This window comes from Pseudomonas sp. L7, assembly GCF_046605565.1.
In the GTDB taxonomy this organism is placed as follows: Bacteria; Pseudomonadota; Gammaproteobacteria; order Pseudomonadales; family Pseudomonadaceae; genus Aquipseudomonas; species Aquipseudomonas wayambapalatensis.
Genome location: NZ_CP176784.1, coordinates 2,205,840 through 2,222,484, shown reverse-complemented (window position 1 = coordinate 2,222,484; position 16,645 = coordinate 2,205,840). Strand labels below are relative to the sequence as shown.

Genomic DNA, 16,645 nt, shown 5'->3' with positions numbered 1-16,645 from the left:
CGCTGACACGGAGCGCTCATGAGTTCACGCAACCCCGTACTGTGGCCTGAAGGCCTGTTCGTCAAACCGCAGCATTTTCAACAGGCGGCCCGGGCCAGCGAAGCAGCCCTGCACCAACGCCTGGGCAGCCTCAATGCGGCGTTCTATGGTTTCAGCGAACTGCAGTTGAACGACGAGTACCTGAGCCTGGGCAAGATCGCTATCACCCGTGCGCGGGGCATCATGCCGGACGGCACAGTGTTCGATATACCCGCCGACCTGCCGCCCCCGCCACCATTGGAAATCGAGGACGACGGGGCGAAAGACAGCGAGATCTACCTGTGCCTGCCACTGCGCACCGAAGGTGGCCGAGAGGTGAGCTGGCCCGACAATCCCGCCAATTTCCGATACTGCGCTCAAGCCGAGGAAATCAAGGACACCCACAGCGCAGACGGTGACCTGGTACAGGTCGACTTGGCAGTACCCAACTTGCAACTCAAGCGCAAAGCCGACGACAGCAGCGCCTATACCCGCTTGGCCGTGACCAGGATTCTTGAGCGGCGCCCCGATGGCAGCCTGCAACTGGACGAAGGGTTCTACCCCACTAGCGTTTCGGTACGCGCCATACCGGCACTGCAGCGCTTTCTGGAAGAGATCACCAATACGCTGCGCGAACGCGCACGCAACCTGGCCGCCCGCATCGGCGCTTCTGGGCAGTCGGGCATCGCCGACATCCGCGACTTCAACCTGCTGCAGGCGATGAACCGCTGGTGGCCGTGCTTCCAGCACCTGACCAGGCAAGGCCAGACCCACCCCGAGCAGCTGTATCTGCACATGAGCCAGGCCTGTGGCGAGTTCGTCACCTTCACCGACGAAACCCGGCTACCACAGGACTACCCCGCCTATCACCACACCGCATTGCGCACCTCGTTCAAGCCGCTGGAGGACACACTGCGCCGGGCACTGAGCACTGTGCTGCAACCCCGCGCCGTCTCGCTGCCATTGCAAACGTTGGAGTACGGCGTGATGACGACCACCCTGGAAGACCGTCGCCTGATCGACCAAGCCGACTTCATCCTGGCGGTACGTGCCAATCTGCCACCGCACACGTTGCGCCAGATGTTCGTGCAGAAGGCAAAAGTCGTCTCGCTGGAATCGTTGAATGAAGCTGTGCCGCTGCAACTGCCAGGTATTCCATTGGTGCCGCTGCCCGTGGCGCCTAGGGACTTGCCATTCCACGCAGGTTTCACCTACTTCGAACTGGACCGTCGAGGCCCAGCCTGGGCTGGCATGAAGACGTCCAGTGGCTTCGGCATTCATGTCGCAGGCGAGTTCCCAGGGCTTGAAATTCAGTTCTGGGCAATCAGGAGTGAATGAGATGAGAGATGGTGTTCACGACAGCCAGGATGGCAACAGGGGCCTCTTCGACGCGTTAGCCAACGCAGGTAGGGACGCCAAAAGATCCTCCGACAACATCGCCACGAATGCGCAGGCACAACCTGCTTTTCAAGGTTACTTCGCCGACCCAGACTTCCAACTGCGGGGCGGCTATGCCAATCCCATGCTGGATGCCGCCGCCCCCCTGTTCGGCCTGGTGATGCGCCTGCGCACACTGGATTCATTGCCCAACATCAAGGATGTGCATCAACAGGTGCGCAACCAGATCGACAACATCCGGGAAGAGATGCGCCAGCACGGTTACGAGCATCCTCAGTTGCTCGCCTACTCGTACGGGCTGTGCCTCTATATCGACGAAGCGGTCATGGACAGGCCCTGGGGTAAGACCAGTTGCTGGAGCCAAGAGCCGCTGCTCAGCATCTTTCATGACGAAACCTGGGGTGGAGAAAAACTCTTCACGGTGCTCGCGCGCCTGATGCAAGAACCCAAGCGTTATCAAGCCGTACTGGAGTTCATGTACTTCGCGCTGTGCCTGGGCCTGAAGGGCAAGTACGCCATCGCACCGAAAGGCGATGAGTCCTTGAACGCTTTGATCCACAAGCTCCACGGGATCATCCGTGAACTACGTGGACCAACACCGGTACATGTCTGCGATCCCTACACCAACGTGGCTCCACGCAACTTCCGCATGAACCGGCAATGGCCATGGTGGAGCCCACTGGCAATTTCCGCCGCGGCCATGGCTGCGGCCTACAGCACCTACAGCTACCGCCTGCACCTCATTACCACAGAGGTGCTGGCATCGCTCAACGGCATTTTGCAGCAGTAACCCGCCGACATCCGGCGCAACGGAACTCAACGAATTGACGAGGCAATGGCTTCGTTGACAAGCCCATCGTTTCCGATGGCCACGCCACCGTGTGTGCGCGTGCTCAATCCACATGGACGCAGGAGAAACTGCCATGCCAACACCCGCTTACATCAAGATCGAAGGCCAGACCCAAGGCAACATTACTGCGGGCGCCTTCACCTCCGACTCGGTGGGCAATGTCTTCGTCGAAGGTCACGAAGACGAGATTCTGGTACAGGAAATCAAGCACCAAGTGACCGTACCTACGGATCCGCAAAGCGGTCAGCCCGCCGGACAACGGGTACACAAACCGTTCATCTTCACCAGTTCGCTGAACAAGGCCACGCCGTTGATGTATCAAGCCTTGGCCAGCGGTGAAATGCTGCCCACCGTCGAAGTCAACTGGTACCGCACCTCGGTAGAGGGCAAGCAGGAGCACTTCTTCACGACCAAGATGGAGGATGCAACCATCGTTGATATCAATACGGTGCTGCCTCACGCACAAGACAAGGATAACGCTGATTTCACCCAGCTTATCGAGGTCTCGCTGTCATACCGCAAGATCTCTTGGACCCACGTGACTGCGGGCACCGAGGGTTCCGACGACTGGCGCAAACCGATCGCCTGATCTAACAGAAATGCCCCGGCAGTCATCGCTGCCTGGGCATTTCGTATCTCAGACGGCGGACAAGGATTGCTTATGCCTAGCCAATCTGACTTGCGTTACAGCTTTCAGCCACTTGCTGGCAAAGCAGAATTCGAAGTGGTTTCGTTCACACTCAAGGAGGGCATCAGCCAGCCGTTCACGCTCGAACTTCAGCTGATCAGCCACGAAAACGACATCGACTTCGGTCAGTTGCTCGACAAGCCGGTGTTGTTCACCATCTGGGAAGGTGAACGCCCTGTGCGCTACGTGCACGGCCTGGTCAGCCGTTTCAGCCAGGCTGAAAGCGGCTTCTACCGCACTTACTATCAGGCGCTGGTCGAGCCGCAACTGGCCCGCGCCGACTTGCGTTCGAACTGGCGTATCTTCCAACAGAAGACTGTGCCGCAAATTCTTGAACTGATGCTCAAGCGTCAGGGCATCGACCAATACGAACTGCGTGCCAGCATGGACCACCAGGTCCGCGAGTTCTGCGTCCAGGCCGGCGAGACGGACCTGGCGTTCATCGCCCGCCTTGCTGCTGAAGAAGGCTTCGTCTATCGCTTCGCCCACAGTGAGAAGCTGCACAAGCTGATCATCACCGATCGGCTGCAATCACTGGGGTTGATCAGCCATGGCGCCATCAAGCCCGAGGATAAAGACGAGGGCTTCTTTGATAACGAAGAGCCTGTAGCCCCTGACAGCGTGCTGTACCAAGCCAGCAGCGGTGGCGACCAGCCTGTTCCCTGCTTGCGCCGCTTGAGCTACAGCGAGCAGGTTCGCACAGCACGCCAGGTTCAGCGCGACTACACCTTCACCAACCCGGCTTACCGCCAGGAACACAGGGCCTCCGGCCCCTTCCTGGAGCATCAGTCCAACGAGTACGAATATTTCGATTACCCAGGCCGCTACAAGCGCGATGTCGTAGGTAAACCGTTCACCGAAAACCGCATCACGGCACTGCGTCATGATGTACGACTGGCGCAAGTCGAAGGTGATGACGTACGCCTGCAACCGGGCTTGAGCTTCACGCTGACGGGTCATCCGCGTGATGACCTCAATACCCATTGGCGGGTGAAGGCGGTTACCCACAAAGGTAGCCAGTTCACCAGCCTGCAGGAAGAAGCCACAGGGATCGACCAGAGCACGCGTTATGAGCAGACCGCCGTGCTGATCCCCGGTCGGACCGAATGGCGCCCTGCCCCCCTGGCAAAGCCGCGCATCGACGGCCCGCACATGGCCACCGTGGTCGGACCTAAGGGTGAAGAGATCTATTGCGACGAGTGGGGGCGGGTCAAGGTCAGCTTTCCTTGGGATCGCGAGAGCGAGAGCAACGAGTTCAGCTCCTGCTGGGTACGGGTATCGCAAGGCTGGGCCGGGGGCAGCTGGGGCTCGATGGCCATTCCGCGCATCGGCCAGGATGTGATCATCCAGTATGTCAACGGTGACCCCGACCAACCGATGATCACTGGCCGCACCTACTGCGGCGATCAACTGCCGCCCTACGACCTGCCCGAACACAAGACCCGCATGACCATCAAGAGCCAGACCCACAAAGGGGATGGTTTCAACGAGCTGCGCTTCGAAGATGAACTGGGGCGGCAGGAGGTGTTCATTCATGCCGAGCGGGATCAGAACAATGTGGTCAAGCATGATGAAACCACACAGATTGGAAATGATCGGTCTGAACGTGTAGCGCGGGATGAGCAGATCAGTATTGGCCATGACCGACACGAGGAAGTGGGTAACGACCAAGGTCTGAAAATTGGGAGAGACCATCATCGTGAAACAGGTCGGGATGACCTGCTTCAAATTGGCCGCCATCGCATGATCACCACAGCAGAAGATCGTACGGAGCAGGTGGGTAACAACAGATATGACAAAACCACAGCGAATCACTCGATAGAGATTGGCGGCCATCTGGAGCAACACGTGGTCGGAAATGTCGAGCTACGGGCAGGACAAGCGATTCGCCAAGAAACGCAAGTCATAGAGCTCCAAGTGTCACAAAGCCTAACCATCAAGGCGCCGGGAGCAACGCTAACGCTTGACGGCAGCGGCATCACACTTGACGCCATTGCAATCAAAATCAAAGGCCCTGTAGCACAAAGTCCAACAGGAAGCACGCATAACCTAGCTATCAGTTCCACTCCAACGCCTGCGGAAGCCATCTGCATCAGCTGTTTGCTGAAAGCCATCGCAGAAGGTCGCAATGTCATTCGCATGGAGGGGGATCACGAATGAAAGACCTCTTCGTCGAAAAACTACTCCGTCCTCTACGACAAGCAGAAGGCTATCGACTTTCCGCTGTTCTTGAACTTTCCCAGCTAAGCACTGAACAGTTGGAAAGCCTCGCACAGCGGGAGCACGGAATATTGTGTCCACTGATGCAACAGGATGAGCTCAGCAACCTGCGCCCGTTCGGCACCGGTCTATATGCGGCCAACACCAACGCCAACTTACAGAACCAATCCGACCTCTTCTGGCAGTTGAGCGAGTTCGCAGCCGATGCCATCTGCGGCTGGATCATCAGCTCGTTGCCTACTGCTGCGTTAGCCACTCACCTGGCGCAAGCCAACACAGTTCTGGCACCTGACGGCCAACGCTATTTACTGCGCTATCACACCGAACAGTGCCTGCGTGTGCTGCATGCCCGAAAGGATCTGCCCAAAATCGTCGAATGGTTCGCACCCATTCATAGTTGGTGGGTGCCTTATCCAGATGCCAATGAAGAAACCTGGGGCTGTTTGATGGGGGGCGACAGATCTGCAACCGAAGAACTCAACGACCTAACACTAGACCCTGCGTGCTGGGAGGCGCTGGCAGGAGACCCACTTGAACATCGACTCGCCGATCAATTGAAAAGCTCACTGGCCGCGAGTGGGCAAGCTAAACAATGCCACAGCGTGCGCCTGGGTCGGGTACGCAAGTACCTCGCTGCCGCGCGAGAAGCAGGATTCATCGAGCAACAAGACCTGATCACCTATGTCACCTATTCAGCGCTGCTCGGCGACAGATTGACACTCGATCCCATTTGGCAGGCCGCTATGAAGGAATCACTCGAGCAACGACAGCCATTTGCTCACCGCCTTCAAACACATCTGCACCGCTTACTTCACTAGGACCTCTCATGCTCGATCTGGAGACGCTGCTTGAAATCAATCGGCAGAACTGCGAGGCACTGCAAGATCCTTTTTCAGTTGGGCCTGACGTCACATGTACTCGGACCTTCACTGTGCTGCCATTACGCTATGCCGCCGTTGGCGGCAGTGCCCACCAGCGCCAACGATTACCTACCCTGCCTGAGCATCTGCGCCACCCTCATCGCGTCACTGCGTTGGGTCATGCCGATTACGCCATTCGCCCGCTTCGTGAAGGCTTCCTGTATGTCATGGAAAAGCGCAAACGCAGCGGGCGCTACAGCCTGCATCTACCCTATCGAATCGCCGCGAACGGGGCCCTGTCGCTCATAGACCCTGAACACACCGAGCCTCAACCGTCAGGTACCCACACCCTCCAGGATGTCGTGCGCAATATGACTTGGGCGTTCAAGGTTCAGGATCTCGACGATTTGCTTGAGCTTCGCCTGTTCTACAGCCCTGATCCTTTGACCCTCGCGGCACAGCGACAATTGCTGCGTCGACGCGACGCGCTACCGGCCGTGGATATAGCGCCCTTCGCCGGTCCCAGCTGTCCGACGCCCAGGCCTTACACGATACGTCATGACCAACTGGAGCTTGTCGCCGACTTTGCCGCCGAATCCAACGACGCGTTGCGCAGGCTATTGGACTCCCAGGTATTCAGTACACCCAGCATCAGCTCGCTGGCTGCGGCGCGGCAAGCACTGGCTCCTTTGGGCGACAGACCTGAAGCACGGGGCGTAGCCATCGTGGTGGAGGACGCCATCGGTATTACTCAAGAACTCAATGCCTGGCGCAACGCCGGCATGGAACACCTCAAGCACTGGCTGGAAGCCAGCACCGAGAAAGCCGGCCCTAGTAACGAGCGCAAGGTTTTGGTCGCACAGGCATTCAGCGAATTGCATCAGCAATTCACTGAGCGCAAAGTCGCCGCGCTGGTCGATCACCATAAAGAGGCGATGCGCGCTTATCTCGCCCGCAGCGACCAGGGTGTTCACCCGCAGATGGCCGATTGGTGGGCGCAGACCAAAGAGGACATTCTCGACAGCGCCAGTGAGTTAAAAAGGCAGAACCTTGAAACACGTGCGAGAAACGGCGAATTTGCAAAGCATTTCGAAGAGCGCTACCTGTCAAAGGTCAACCTGCAAGGCATGCATCAACACCTTGACATGTTCGATGCGCAGAGCCTCGAAGCACAACGTATTGCCGAGTCCAGAGCGGCAGATCACCTCACGTGGTTGAAGTCCCCCGAGCTTCTGAAGGCGCTTGCCCACTACGACGAGAACGACCTCGCCAATGGCCTGTGCTTTGCGCAGCAGACGGGGCTGTGCGTGGTCGGCCTCGAAGGCGTGCCCGCCGGCGCAGAGTTACTTGCCCAATGGTGGCGCGCCGACAATATCTCCCCCGACAACTTGGCGCTGCGCTCGTTTGTCTTCAACCAGCGCGCAATCGCCGAGGTGCTTGCGCAAACACGCACAACGCTGGACGCACTGCCGCAGGGTGACGATCCTTTGCAGCAACTGGATACAGCGCTCAAACAAGCCAAGGAACTCGCCGCACACTTCAGCCAGGTCGATAGCCATCTGGACCAGCTCGCGCAACACAGCCCCGCCAACACGGCCGGCGCGCTGGCCTGGCTCGGGCAATTGGGGCGACAGAGCTTGTCAGTGGGTGCCCCTGGCAGCGCCGATCGCTTGCTTTACCGACGCCTGAGCACCTACCTCATCGCCTCACTGGGTGAGCAAGCATTGAACCTGCGATTGAGTGAGCAGGCGCTGGAAGGCCAAACCCCGTCGCCCGGCCGAGTCGCGGCACCTATCGTGCGCCGCCTTGATCGAGCTTATGTCGAGACATTGCATGGCGTACACGGCAATCAGTTCTATCGCTTGCGTGTGGCCAGTGCGCTACTCCTGCTGGAGGCCGGGTTGCTGCTGTTACAAGGAAGGCGGGATGACAAGGACCGACGCTTCTGGAGTGAAGTGACTGCGGCCGCATTGACCAGCGCGGCCGCGGGGATGGAACTACTTGCAGTGGGTACTGAGGTGACGCTCAGAGGTGTTGGTGAGAACAGCGTTACTGCGCGAGGTGCGCAAGTTAGTTTGGGACGTTATCGACTGTGGGGGGCCGGGTTAGCGGCGGTGGGGGGGATTGTCAGTATTACGTGGGACATCGCCGACGCTATAGAGGCAAAGAATAAATCCAAACCAACATTAGCGTTAGCTTATGGAGTTAGAACAGGTGCTACTTTCGCGCTACTCGTGGGGCAAGGAGGAATAGCATTTTCACAGGCTAGTGCGCTTTTCCACTGGCTGTCGGTTAGCGTCTTCACTGCCCGCGTAAATAACTTAAGCGTGACCTTATCAAGATTATCTGCACGATTGGCGGCGAACAGAGCTGCCATGCTTTGGCTCAGTCGTTTGAGCTGGATTGGAGGCGCCATAGTGCTCGCCAGCAGTATCGCCTTACTGATTCTCGATGAAGACGCGCTAGAAAAATGGTGCAGCAAATGCTGCTTCCGCCTTCAACTATCTCACAAAGGTTACACAAAGGATGCAGAAGAACTTGAGGCTTTGTTCAGTGCGACCAGTGAGGTCATATAATGTATTTTGTTGAATGGCTCACATGGCTTGCCTACATTGATCCAAAAGAAGAACGCGACGCTTTTGAAAAGCAGTATAAGAAGGTCAAAAGAAAAGCTTTATATGAAAGCGATGACCTGGAAATGCTCGAATCCGCCAAAAAGCCTGCTTGCAACACACCCAAAAGCCGTGGACCAGTCTATATTTACAACGAGCAAATATTAGAAATGCGATATGGCATGTGGGAAGATAAACGAGGACTGATAAGCATACTATCCCTTACGGCTATAGTTTACTCATTAGTAAATATAGCGATTGTTTTAGAGGACATAAAATTTCTTTTCAACCTAGCACTCAACTATAATGGCGAGCCCTATGGCGAGCAGCTTCTCATGGCGTCATTCTTCCTCACCACGGGCTTAGGTACATTATGGCTTTACCTAAAATTTGGGCTCCGCTTCACGCGATTCGAGATGTTCACATCCCGCCACTTACTAATACGCTTCAACCGCACTACCCAACAAGTTTACCTGCATCGCCCAACGTACTGTGGCGGTATCGTCACACTCCCATGGCACGGCGTGACGTCTAGTGGCTCGGATAAAAAATACGCCACTGCCGGTGGCTTGAGCCTTCCTTTAGATCTCGTGTGGCCACCCTCGTTCGCCGGCGCACTTCATCCCGAATTCATCTACGTAGGCAAGGCCACCAACAACTTCGCGGAACTGCAAGCCGAATGGGAGTTCATCCGCCGCTTCATGGATGAGGGGCCTGAGGGTTTGCCACGCCCTTCTATCACCTCGCACTTTCCCTGGCCCTGGCAGGCCTTCACACCTCAATTCGAAGGGATGACCCATTACTTTCGAAGAGCTTCTCGAATCACCAAGATCGGCCTGGTCTTGATCTCGCCCGCCTTCCTGATCATCGGAACCGGTCACTGGCTGAGCCTCATGCTGTGCTGGAAACCGCGCTGGCCCAAGATCATTCGTGAAGCCGGCCTACCCGGAAAGCCGGTTCCGCCATTCACCACCCTTGACGACTATCCCCCGGCTATCCAGGAACGCTTGCGCGAAAACGCGTACCTCTGGGCTGCTCGTCCAGGCAAGCGTCCGGAGAGAAAGAAACGCACCTCTACGCGTCAGCGAAAGACCGAAGTGGAAACCTCGACCGTCGAAAAGGATATCCCCTGTGAAACCCATCGTGCTGATCGGCCATAAACATGATTGCCCCCTTCATGGTGAGGGCGAAGTCATCTCCGGCACCTCCAGCCTCACAGTGAAAGGCCGAGCGGCCGCGCTTGCAGGAGACCGCATCAGTTGCGGAGCCATCATCGAAACCGGGACTTCGAGCTTTCACATAGAGGGCAAAACAGTCGCCCGCCAAGGCGACCGTACCGACCATGGTGGCGTGCTGATAGAAGGTGACCCAGATTGGCAAATCGCATGAAAACGTGCCCTGGCAGTCATCGCTGCCTGGGCATTTCGTGTCTCGGACGGCGGACAGGGATTGCTTATGCCTAGCCAATCTGACTTGCGTTACAGCTTTCAGCCGCTCGCTGGCAAAGCAGGATTGGAGGCACCATCGTGCTCGTTAGCAGTATCGCCTTAATGATCTTCGATGAAGACGCACTAGAAAAATGGTGCAACAAATGCTGTTTCCGCCTTCAACCATCCCACAAAAGTTATGCCAAGGATGCAGAAGAACTTGAAGATCTGTTCAGCGCGATCAGCGAGATCATATAATGTACTTTGTTGAGTGGCTCACATGGCTTGCCTACATCGACCCAAAAGAAGAGCGTGAGGCTTTTGAAAAACAGCATAAAAAATTCAAAATAAAGATCACATATGAAAGCGACGATCAGGAAATGATTGAGGCCGCCAAGAAGCCAGCCAGCAACAGCCCCAAAAGTCGCGGACCAGTCTATGTTTACAACGAGCATATATTAGAAATACGCTGCGGCATGTGGGAGGATAAACGGGGACTAATAAGCATAATATCCCTTGCATTTATAGCCTACTCATCAGTGAACTTAGCAATTGCTTTAGAAGACATAAAAAGCCTCATCAGCCTATCACTCAACTACAACGGTGAGACCTATGGCGAGCAGCTTTTCATGGGGTCACTCTTCTTCACATTGGGCGTAGGTGCATTATGGCTTTACTTAAAATATGGGCTCCGCTTCACGCGCTTTGAAATGTTCACCTCTCGCCATTTGCTGATACGGTTCAACCGTACCACCCAACAGGTCTACCTACACCGCCCAACGTACTGTGGCGGAATAGTCACACTCCCTTGGCACGGTGTCACGTCCGGTGGCTCGGATAAAAAATACGCCACCGCCGGGGGAGTAGGCCTTCCTTTGGAGCTCTTATGGCCACCCTCCTTCGCCGGCGCACTTCATCCCGAACTCGTCCACGTAGGCAAGGCCGCCAACAACTATACGGAGCAGCAAGCCGAATGGGAGTTCATCCGCCGCTTCATGGATGAGGGACCAGAGGGTCTACCGCGCCCCCGCATCACCTCGCACTTCCCCTGGCCCTGGCAAGCCTTCACACCTCAATTCGAAGGGCTGACCCGCTATTTTCGTACCTCCTCTCGAATCACCAAGATCGGCCTGATCTTGATCTCGCCCGCCTTCCTGATCATCGGAACCGGTCACTGGCTGAGCCTCATGCTGTGCTGGAAACCGCGCTGGCCCAAGATCATTCGTGAAGCCGGCCTACCCGGAAAGCCCGTTCCGCCACTCACCACCCTTGACGACTATCCCCCGGCTATCCAGGAACGCTTGCGCGAAAACGCGTACCTCTGGGCTGCGCGTCCAGGCAAGCGACCGGAGAGAAAGAAACGCACCTCTACGCGTCAGCGAAAGACCGAAGTGGAAACCTCGACCGTCGAAAAGGATATCCCCTATGAAACCCATCGTGCTGATCGGCCATAAACATGATTGCCCCCTTCATGGTAAGGGCGAAGTCATCTCCGGCACCTCCAGCCTCACAGTGAAAGGCCGAGCGGCCGCGCTTGCAGGGGACCGCATCAGTTGCGGAGCCATCATCGAAACCGGGACTTCGAGCTTTCACATAGAGGGCAAAACGGTCGCCCGCCAAGGCGACCGTACCGACCATGGTGGCGTGCTGATAGAAGGTGATCCTGATTGGCAAATCGCATGAAAACGTGCCCTGGCAGCCATCGCTGCCTGGGCATTTCGTATCTCAGACGGCGGACAAGGATTGCTTACGCGACCCGTACCTTGGCCGAACTCCGCCGCTGGATAGAAACCCTGCTCCCGCAACTCAAAGCGCTCAATTTTCGTGACGAGGACGTTGCCGGCCAGTTCATCCGGATGACGGCCAAACACATGTCCGTCATCAGCGATGGCAAGGCCGCAGACATCTACACCAACCTCGAAGAATCGCCCCAAGGGCGCCTGCGGCAACTGCAAGCGCTGATTGATAGCAAGGAGCCCCGCCATGACTGACGTTTCGGTTAGCAGCGCTACTGCCGGCCCGGCCTGCAGCCCGCGCGTACCAATCCTGCCGGTGCGCTACGCGATCGTGCCCCGTGTCGCCGGCGCTCCTGGCTGCCTGTATAGCGACGCAGGTTTCAAGCTGGAGCAGGACCTGCCCCCGCTACAGCATTGTGCCTATACGCTGCGGGCCCTGCGCCCAGGGTACGTCTACGTGTTCATGAAAGGCCCCCTGGGCGAAAAGCTGGTCATTCATGAATACGACGGAAAAGGGAATTACAAAGAGCTGCGCTACCAGGGACTCGAGCAATACCACCGACGCAACCGCTATCGTTCCGGCGAAACCATGGCTTGGGTCTGGGCAGATACCTGCCAGGAGTCAGCCAAGGAAGTGTGGATCGGTTACAGCCCCCACCTATGGACCAACGCTACCACCGCTCGCATCAGCGCTTCGCCCGCCCTACGCAAACGGCACATGCGCCTGCTGGATATGGCTGAGCTGGTGGCCGGCAATCAGGCCCACTCCTCCCAGCCCCATGTTTTGCCCGTCAGCGCGCTGCAGAACTGGGTCGAAGACTTCAAACAGGCCAATCGGCGCATGCCCCTGACTTGGAGCAGCCACCCTGTCGCCGATACCTTGCCAATTGCCATGTTCAGAGCAGCGGCTGGGCATTATCCGTGGTCGCAGCCGAAAGTACCGGTGGTGGTCGCACTCGCTGATGCCGAAGGCATGGCTCTTGACCTGAGCCTATCGGTCTCGGCCTACCAACACCAACTGCGCGACTTGATGCCCGCAGAGCAACTGGAACACACAAAACCTGCACAAAGCCCCGAGCAACAGGAGTTACCCTCCTGTTTCAAGCTGGACGTTGAGCAAGTGAGCCCTCAGAGCCGAGACTTTCACCATCGCAACTTGGTTGCCATGCTGCTGAACAAGACGCTGGAAAGCCTGTACCCGGCAGATGCGCCTTCGCCGCAGTTGGTCGGTTTCAGGTTGAAACCAACCCGCGACAACCCTGCCCATTCGCGCGCCGCAGCACGCTACCTGGCCCTCACCCACGAAGACTACTCTCCCAACGGGGCACGTCTGGGCCTGCGCATCGATACCGAAAAATACCTGCGGTTCCTCGACGAGCGCGATGCGCTGGATCAGCGCATGGCACGCCTGCGTGACCTGGCACTGCAAGCCAGCCATGATCACGACACCTGGCTGGCCACTGCAGAGGCCGGGAATATCGATGACCCTTACAGCCTGGCCGCCGCCTTGGCCTGCTATGACCGTGACGATCGCACTTCCGCCCGCGGCCTGGAAATCATTCTGGCGCTGCTGATTCTGCCCATGAGCCAGCCAACACCCGGCAGCGAAGATCAGGACCCACGGTTCAGGCGCCTGGAGCAGTGGCTCGATCAGCACGACAGCCCGCTGTACACCGCCCTGGCACCGTTCAACCCGTTCAAGGACAAAGCCGATGCGGTCGGCAGCCTGTTGGGAGCCGCCGACAGCGTGATCGAAGGATTGGCCGGCCGCTTCCCGGCGAGTGCCGGCATCACCGAACTCACCGCACAGTCGGTCAGCACCGTAGTGCTCAAGCGCCTGCGTGGCAATACTCGCTGGGACACCAGCCATGGCCTGCGTCAGCAAGTGCTGGCGGCAGCGCGTGAGGCCAATGCCGAGAAGGTATTGGGATTGTTGGCGGCACGCTACCAGATCACCGATCAGGCCATTAGGGATAACCCGTTCAGCCAGGCCGTAGAACAGTACTTGAACAAAGGCATGGCCCAGGTTGAAGAGATGAAGCAACTGCGCATCTCGGGCAGCCGCACGGTAGCGATCGAGTTGACCACCACCGCGCACATGAAACCCAACTTTCTTGGATTGCTTACGTCGGGCAGTGGCGGGGCTTTGAACGCGGGGATGCTGTGGTTCAACGTGATTTCACTGAAAACAGCTTATAGCAGCCTTCAGAAGAGCTCTACCCCGGAATACGCACTGGGGTTTGCGTCGTCAATATTTGGCGTGATCGGTGCGACTGCGGCGACGTTAGTTAGCGTCCGGGCGACGCAAAAGGTCATGATGCTGAGATTGAGTCCGACAGCGCCGGGGATGGGATTTGGCAACGGAATTACCAGTCTCTTGAGTAGCAAACTTTTTGCGCGACTAGCAGGATATCCTGCAATAGGTTTTGGCTTTCTCTCTGATAGCGCCAAAGCGCACCGCCAACTCGCTAACGGTGATGCAGTTGCAGCCATATAGGCGACCGCATCAGTTGCGGGGCTGTAATCGAAACCGGCGCAAACTGCACGCTCATCGAAGGCCAGCCGGCAGCCAGGGAGGGAGACACTACCAGCCACGGTGGGACTCTGGTCGAGGGAGATCCAGGTTGGCTGGTTGACTAGCTGCAGGGAGCGGATATCAGGCCAATCGGCCCTGCGAAGGGGGATTCAGCACAAGTCGATGGAGCTGCTGTTCGGCGCCGCTCCACCGAGCCTGTATCTCACCCTGACGATGACGGAACCTGAGGAGAAAGCCACACGTCATACCCTGATGCAGCAACACGGGCTCAGTGAACTGGACGCGGCGGTACGCATGGCCCAGAGATCGACCTGGCCCGTGGCACCGCCCCTCTGCACTTCGACCTGCCAGGAGAGGCACCATGCTCAAACGGATGAGCAAGACCAACACCCAATGGGCACTGAGCTGGTGTGCCCTGATCGTCCTTGTCGTACTGCTGTGGCAGCCGTTTCGCGCACAGATGATCGACAAACCCGACGGCCCACCCTGGATCTACGGCAATCCCGAGGCCCGGTTTACCGTGGCGCTCTACGCCGACCTGGAATGCCCTCATTGCCAGGTATACCTGCCGCAATTGCAGCGGTGGGTCGTCACCAACGATCACGTCAACCTGGCTTGGCATCACCTGCCGCTCCCCCAACACGAGCCTGCCGCCAGCCGCGAGGCCGCGCTGGCCGAGTGCGTGGGCCAACTGCAAGAGCGCGAAGCGTTCTGGGGCGAGGTGATGTGGGTGTTCCTGCATACTCAGGGCAATAGCCTTGGGCTGCCCAGCGGCACGAAGCCCCCCAAAAGCTCCGCTAGTCTGCGAAACTGTATTGCGGGCCAAGAAATAGCTCAGGTGGTGCAAGCGCATAAAAGAGATTCACAGCGCTACGGGTTGAATGTCACCCCTGCCCTGCGCCTGATCGACAATCACAGTCAGCGGGAACTGACCCTGCGCGGTACCGTCGAGCCCGACGCACTGCTCTCGGCGATCGACCTGCTGGTCCCGCCCGACAGCCCAAACACCGAAATGCCTGCTGACACCGTCAGCGACATGCCCAGGTAGCCCACGTTCGTCGCAGTTGCAGTACAGCTGCCTGAACCAGGTACAACGGTATAGGCGCGTCGCCGCTCGATCCTGGCCAGCACGTCGAATAGATCGTGGCGCTTGATGGTGTAGATCGATAAACCGCGACAGTGGAAGCCCGGATCTCATGGACTCACTTCTGGACTAAAACGTCCGGATGCCCATAGATCGAAGTGGTTTTGGCTGGAACGAAAAAAGACGCCGAAGCGTCTATTTTCAAGGACTTACAGACTTCCATGGAACTCTGTAGATCGATATTTGGAGCGGGAAACGAGACTCGAACTCGCGACCCCGACCTTGGCAAGGTCGTGCTCTACCAACTGAGCTATTCCCGCAATATGGCGTCCCCTAGGGGACTCGAACCCCTGTTACCGCCGTGAAAGGGCGGTGTCCTAGGCCACTAGACGAAGGGGACATACCCAACGCTTTTCAGCGCACCAGCGATAAAGCCTCGCGGCTTACACTGGATTTATTTCCCAGCACTGCCTAAAGCAATACCGTGAAAACTGGAGCGGGAAACGAGACTCGAACTCGCGACCCCGACCTTGGCAAGGTCGTGCTCTACCAACTGAGCTATTCCCGCGTCGTGATGGGTGCCATTCTAGCGAACTGCCAGGGAAGGTCAACCCCTTGATTCAAAAAAAGTTTTACTTCTGCTCGGAGCCTTCGCGCAGGTGCGGCCAGGCCGCCAGCAGGTAATGCACCATCGACACCAAGGTCAGCCCTGCGGCCACCAGCAACAGCGCATAACCCAGTGCGACCCAGAACGTCAGCACCGGCGGATTGCCCAGCAGAATGACCAGCGCCAGCATCTGCGCTGCGGTCTTCCACTTGCCCAGGTTCGACACCGCCACATGCGCCCTCGCCCCCAGCTCGGCCATCCACTCGCGCAATGCCGATACCACGATCTCACGTCCGATGATCACTGCGGCGGGCAGCGTCAGCCAGAAGTTGGCGTGCACCTGCACCAACAGTACCAGCGCCACGGCAACCATCAGTTTGTCGGCGACAGGATCCAGGAACGCCCCGAACGGCGTGCTTTGTTGAAGACGACGGGCCAGATAGCCATCGAGCCAGTCAGTCGCGGCGGCGATGGCGAACACGCTGCTGGCGGCTACGTAACTCCAGTGATAAGGCACGTAGAACAGCAGAATGAAGATCGGGATGAGCAGGACGCGTAGAACGGTGAGCAGGTTTGGAATATTCATCGGTACGACTGGCTGCGAGTTGA

13 protein-coding genes, 3 tRNA genes and 3 pseudogenes are annotated in these 16,645 nt (G+C 57.7%); 15 read left to right on the top strand and 4 right to left on the bottom strand.

Features of this window, described 5'->3' with window-relative positions:
* Nucleotides 1-18: 18 nt before the first annotated feature.
* The 15 genes and pseudogenes from tssK to ACK3BK_RS10170 all read left to right on the top strand — a co-directional run bounded on the left by tssK (nt 19) and on the right by ACK3BK_RS10170 (nt 15,393).
* Entirely contained in the window at nt 19-1,356 is a 1,338-nt protein-coding gene (gene tssK / locus ACK3BK_RS10240; protein ID WP_186669710.1) for a type VI secretion system baseplate subunit TssK, read from the top strand.
* A gap of 1 nt (nt 1,357) precedes the next feature.
* Nucleotides 1,358-2,206, top strand: coding sequence for a type IVB secretion system protein IcmH/DotU (gene icmH / locus ACK3BK_RS10235; protein ID WP_411384225.1), 849 nt, complete (start codon nt 1,358-1,360; stop codon nt 2,204-2,206).
* A gap of 133 nt (nt 2,207-2,339) precedes the next feature.
* Nucleotides 2,340-2,855, top strand: a complete 516-nt coding sequence (locus tag ACK3BK_RS10230; RefSeq protein ID WP_186669712.1) for an Hcp family type VI secretion system effector — start codon at nt 2,340-2,342, stop codon at nt 2,853-2,855.
* Nucleotides 2,856-2,927: 72 nt separating this feature from the next.
* A complete protein-coding gene (locus ACK3BK_RS10225; protein ID WP_411384224.1) occupies nt 2,928-5,114 on the top strand; it encodes a type VI secretion system Vgr family protein in 2,187 nt (728 codons plus the stop codon).
* On the top strand, nt 5,111-5,992 hold the full coding sequence (locus tag ACK3BK_RS10220) for a DUF4123 domain-containing protein (protein ID WP_411384223.1): 882 nt from the start codon (nt 5,111-5,113) through the stop codon (nt 5,990-5,992). Before ACK3BK_RS10225 ends, ACK3BK_RS10220 begins: the two co-directional genes overlap by 4 nt.
* A gap of 8 nt (nt 5,993-6,000) precedes the next feature.
* Nucleotides 6,001-8,610 (top strand): T6SS effector BTH_I2691 family protein, encoded by a 2,610-nt coding sequence (locus ACK3BK_RS10215; RefSeq protein WP_411384222.1) that lies wholly within the window; start codon nt 6,001-6,003, stop codon nt 8,608-8,610.
* The gene (locus ACK3BK_RS10210) at nt 8,610-9,806 is read left to right on the top strand and encodes a DUF6708 domain-containing protein (protein WP_411384221.1); all 1,197 of its coding nucleotides are present in this window, start codon (nt 8,610-8,612) and stop codon (nt 9,804-9,806) included. The genes ACK3BK_RS10215 and ACK3BK_RS10210 overlap by 1 nt, the downstream gene beginning before the upstream one ends.
* Nucleotides 9,778-10,035 (top strand): PAAR domain-containing protein, encoded by a 258-nt coding sequence (locus ACK3BK_RS10205; RefSeq protein ID WP_186722545.1) that lies wholly within the window; start codon nt 9,778-9,780, stop codon nt 10,033-10,035. The genes ACK3BK_RS10210 and ACK3BK_RS10205 overlap by 29 nt, the downstream gene beginning before the upstream one ends.
* Before the next feature lie 295 nt (nt 10,036-10,330).
* Complete coding sequence (locus ACK3BK_RS10200) at nt 10,331-11,527, top strand: DUF6708 domain-containing protein (RefSeq protein WP_411384220.1); 1,197 nt, start codon at nt 10,331-10,333, stop codon at nt 11,525-11,527.
* A complete protein-coding gene (locus ACK3BK_RS10195; protein WP_186722511.1) occupies nt 11,499-11,756 on the top strand; it encodes a PAAR domain-containing protein in 258 nt (85 codons plus the stop codon). The genes ACK3BK_RS10200 and ACK3BK_RS10195 overlap by 29 nt, the downstream gene beginning before the upstream one ends.
* A gap of 65 nt (nt 11,757-11,821) precedes the next feature.
* A pseudogene (locus ACK3BK_RS10190) lies at nt 11,822-12,064 on the top strand (hypothetical protein); the annotation flags it as partial.
* Complete coding sequence (locus ACK3BK_RS10185) at nt 12,057-14,306, top strand: T6SS effector BTH_I2691 family protein (protein WP_411384219.1); 2,250 nt, start codon at nt 12,057-12,059, stop codon at nt 14,304-14,306. The pseudogene ACK3BK_RS10190 and the gene ACK3BK_RS10185, both read left to right, overlap by 8 nt.
* Nucleotides 14,297-14,449: pseudogene (locus ACK3BK_RS10180) on the top strand (PAAR domain-containing protein); the annotation flags it as partial. The gene ACK3BK_RS10185 and the pseudogene ACK3BK_RS10180, both read left to right, overlap by 10 nt.
* 43 nt (nt 14,450-14,492) lie before the next feature.
* Nucleotides 14,493-14,722, top strand: a pseudogene (locus ACK3BK_RS10175) (hypothetical protein); the annotation flags it as partial.
* Nucleotides 14,719-15,393 carry a DsbA family protein gene (locus ACK3BK_RS10170; protein ID WP_411384218.1) on the top strand — a complete coding sequence of 225 codons (675 nt, stop codon included), beginning with the start codon at nt 14,719-14,721 and terminating at the stop codon, nt 15,391-15,393. The pseudogene ACK3BK_RS10175 and the gene ACK3BK_RS10170, both read left to right, overlap by 4 nt.
* A gap of 280 nt (nt 15,394-15,673) precedes the next feature.
* Here the strand turns inward: ACK3BK_RS10170 and ACK3BK_RS10165 are convergent.
* The 4 genes from ACK3BK_RS10165 to pgsA form a co-directional block, all read right to left on the bottom strand.
* Nucleotides 15,674-15,749 (bottom strand) — tRNA-Gly (locus ACK3BK_RS10165).
* Between the two features lie 4 nt (nt 15,750-15,753).
* Nucleotides 15,754-15,829: transfer RNA gene (locus tag ACK3BK_RS10160), tRNA-Glu, on the bottom strand.
* 92 nt (nt 15,830-15,921) lie between these two features.
* Nucleotides 15,922-15,997, bottom strand: a tRNA-Gly gene (locus tag ACK3BK_RS10155).
* Nucleotides 15,998-16,061: 64 nt separating this feature from the next.
* Nucleotides 16,062-16,622, bottom strand: coding sequence for a CDP-diacylglycerol--glycerol-3-phosphate 3-phosphatidyltransferase (pgsA, locus tag ACK3BK_RS10150; RefSeq protein WP_288375341.1), 561 nt, complete (start codon nt 16,620-16,622; stop codon nt 16,062-16,064).
* Nucleotides 16,623-16,645: the final 23 nt, after the last annotated feature.

Coding starts and splice junctions, on each gene's coding strand:
- pgsA (WP_288375341.1), bottom strand. CDS start 16,622: ATGAATATTCCAAACCTGCTCACCGTTCTACGCGTCCTGCTCATCCCG.
- icmH (WP_411384225.1), top strand. CDS start 1,358: ATGAGAGATGGTGTTCACGACAGCCAGGATGGCAACAGGGGCCTCTTC.
- ACK3BK_RS10215 (WP_411384222.1), top strand. CDS start 6,001: ATGCTCGATCTGGAGACGCTGCTTGAAATCAATCGGCAGAACTGCGAG.
- ACK3BK_RS10225 (WP_411384224.1), top strand. CDS start 2,928: ATGCCTAGCCAATCTGACTTGCGTTACAGCTTTCAGCCACTTGCTGGC.
- ACK3BK_RS10185 (WP_411384219.1), top strand. CDS start 12,057: ATGACTGACGTTTCGGTTAGCAGCGCTACTGCCGGCCCGGCCTGCAGC.
- ACK3BK_RS10200 (WP_411384220.1), top strand. CDS start 10,331: ATGTACTTTGTTGAGTGGCTCACATGGCTTGCCTACATCGACCCAAAA.
- ACK3BK_RS10210 (WP_411384221.1), top strand. CDS start 8,610: ATGTATTTTGTTGAATGGCTCACATGGCTTGCCTACATTGATCCAAAA.
- ACK3BK_RS10220 (WP_411384223.1), top strand. CDS start 5,111: ATGAAAGACCTCTTCGTCGAAAAACTACTCCGTCCTCTACGACAAGCA.
- tssK (WP_186669710.1), top strand. CDS start 19: ATGAGTTCACGCAACCCCGTACTGTGGCCTGAAGGCCTGTTCGTCAAA.
- ACK3BK_RS10230 (WP_186669712.1), top strand. CDS start 2,340: ATGCCAACACCCGCTTACATCAAGATCGAAGGCCAGACCCAAGGCAAC.
- ACK3BK_RS10195 (WP_186722511.1), top strand. CDS start 11,499: ATGAAACCCATCGTGCTGATCGGCCATAAACATGATTGCCCCCTTCAT.
- ACK3BK_RS10170 (WP_411384218.1), top strand. CDS start 14,719: ATGAGCAAGACCAACACCCAATGGGCACTGAGCTGGTGTGCCCTGATC.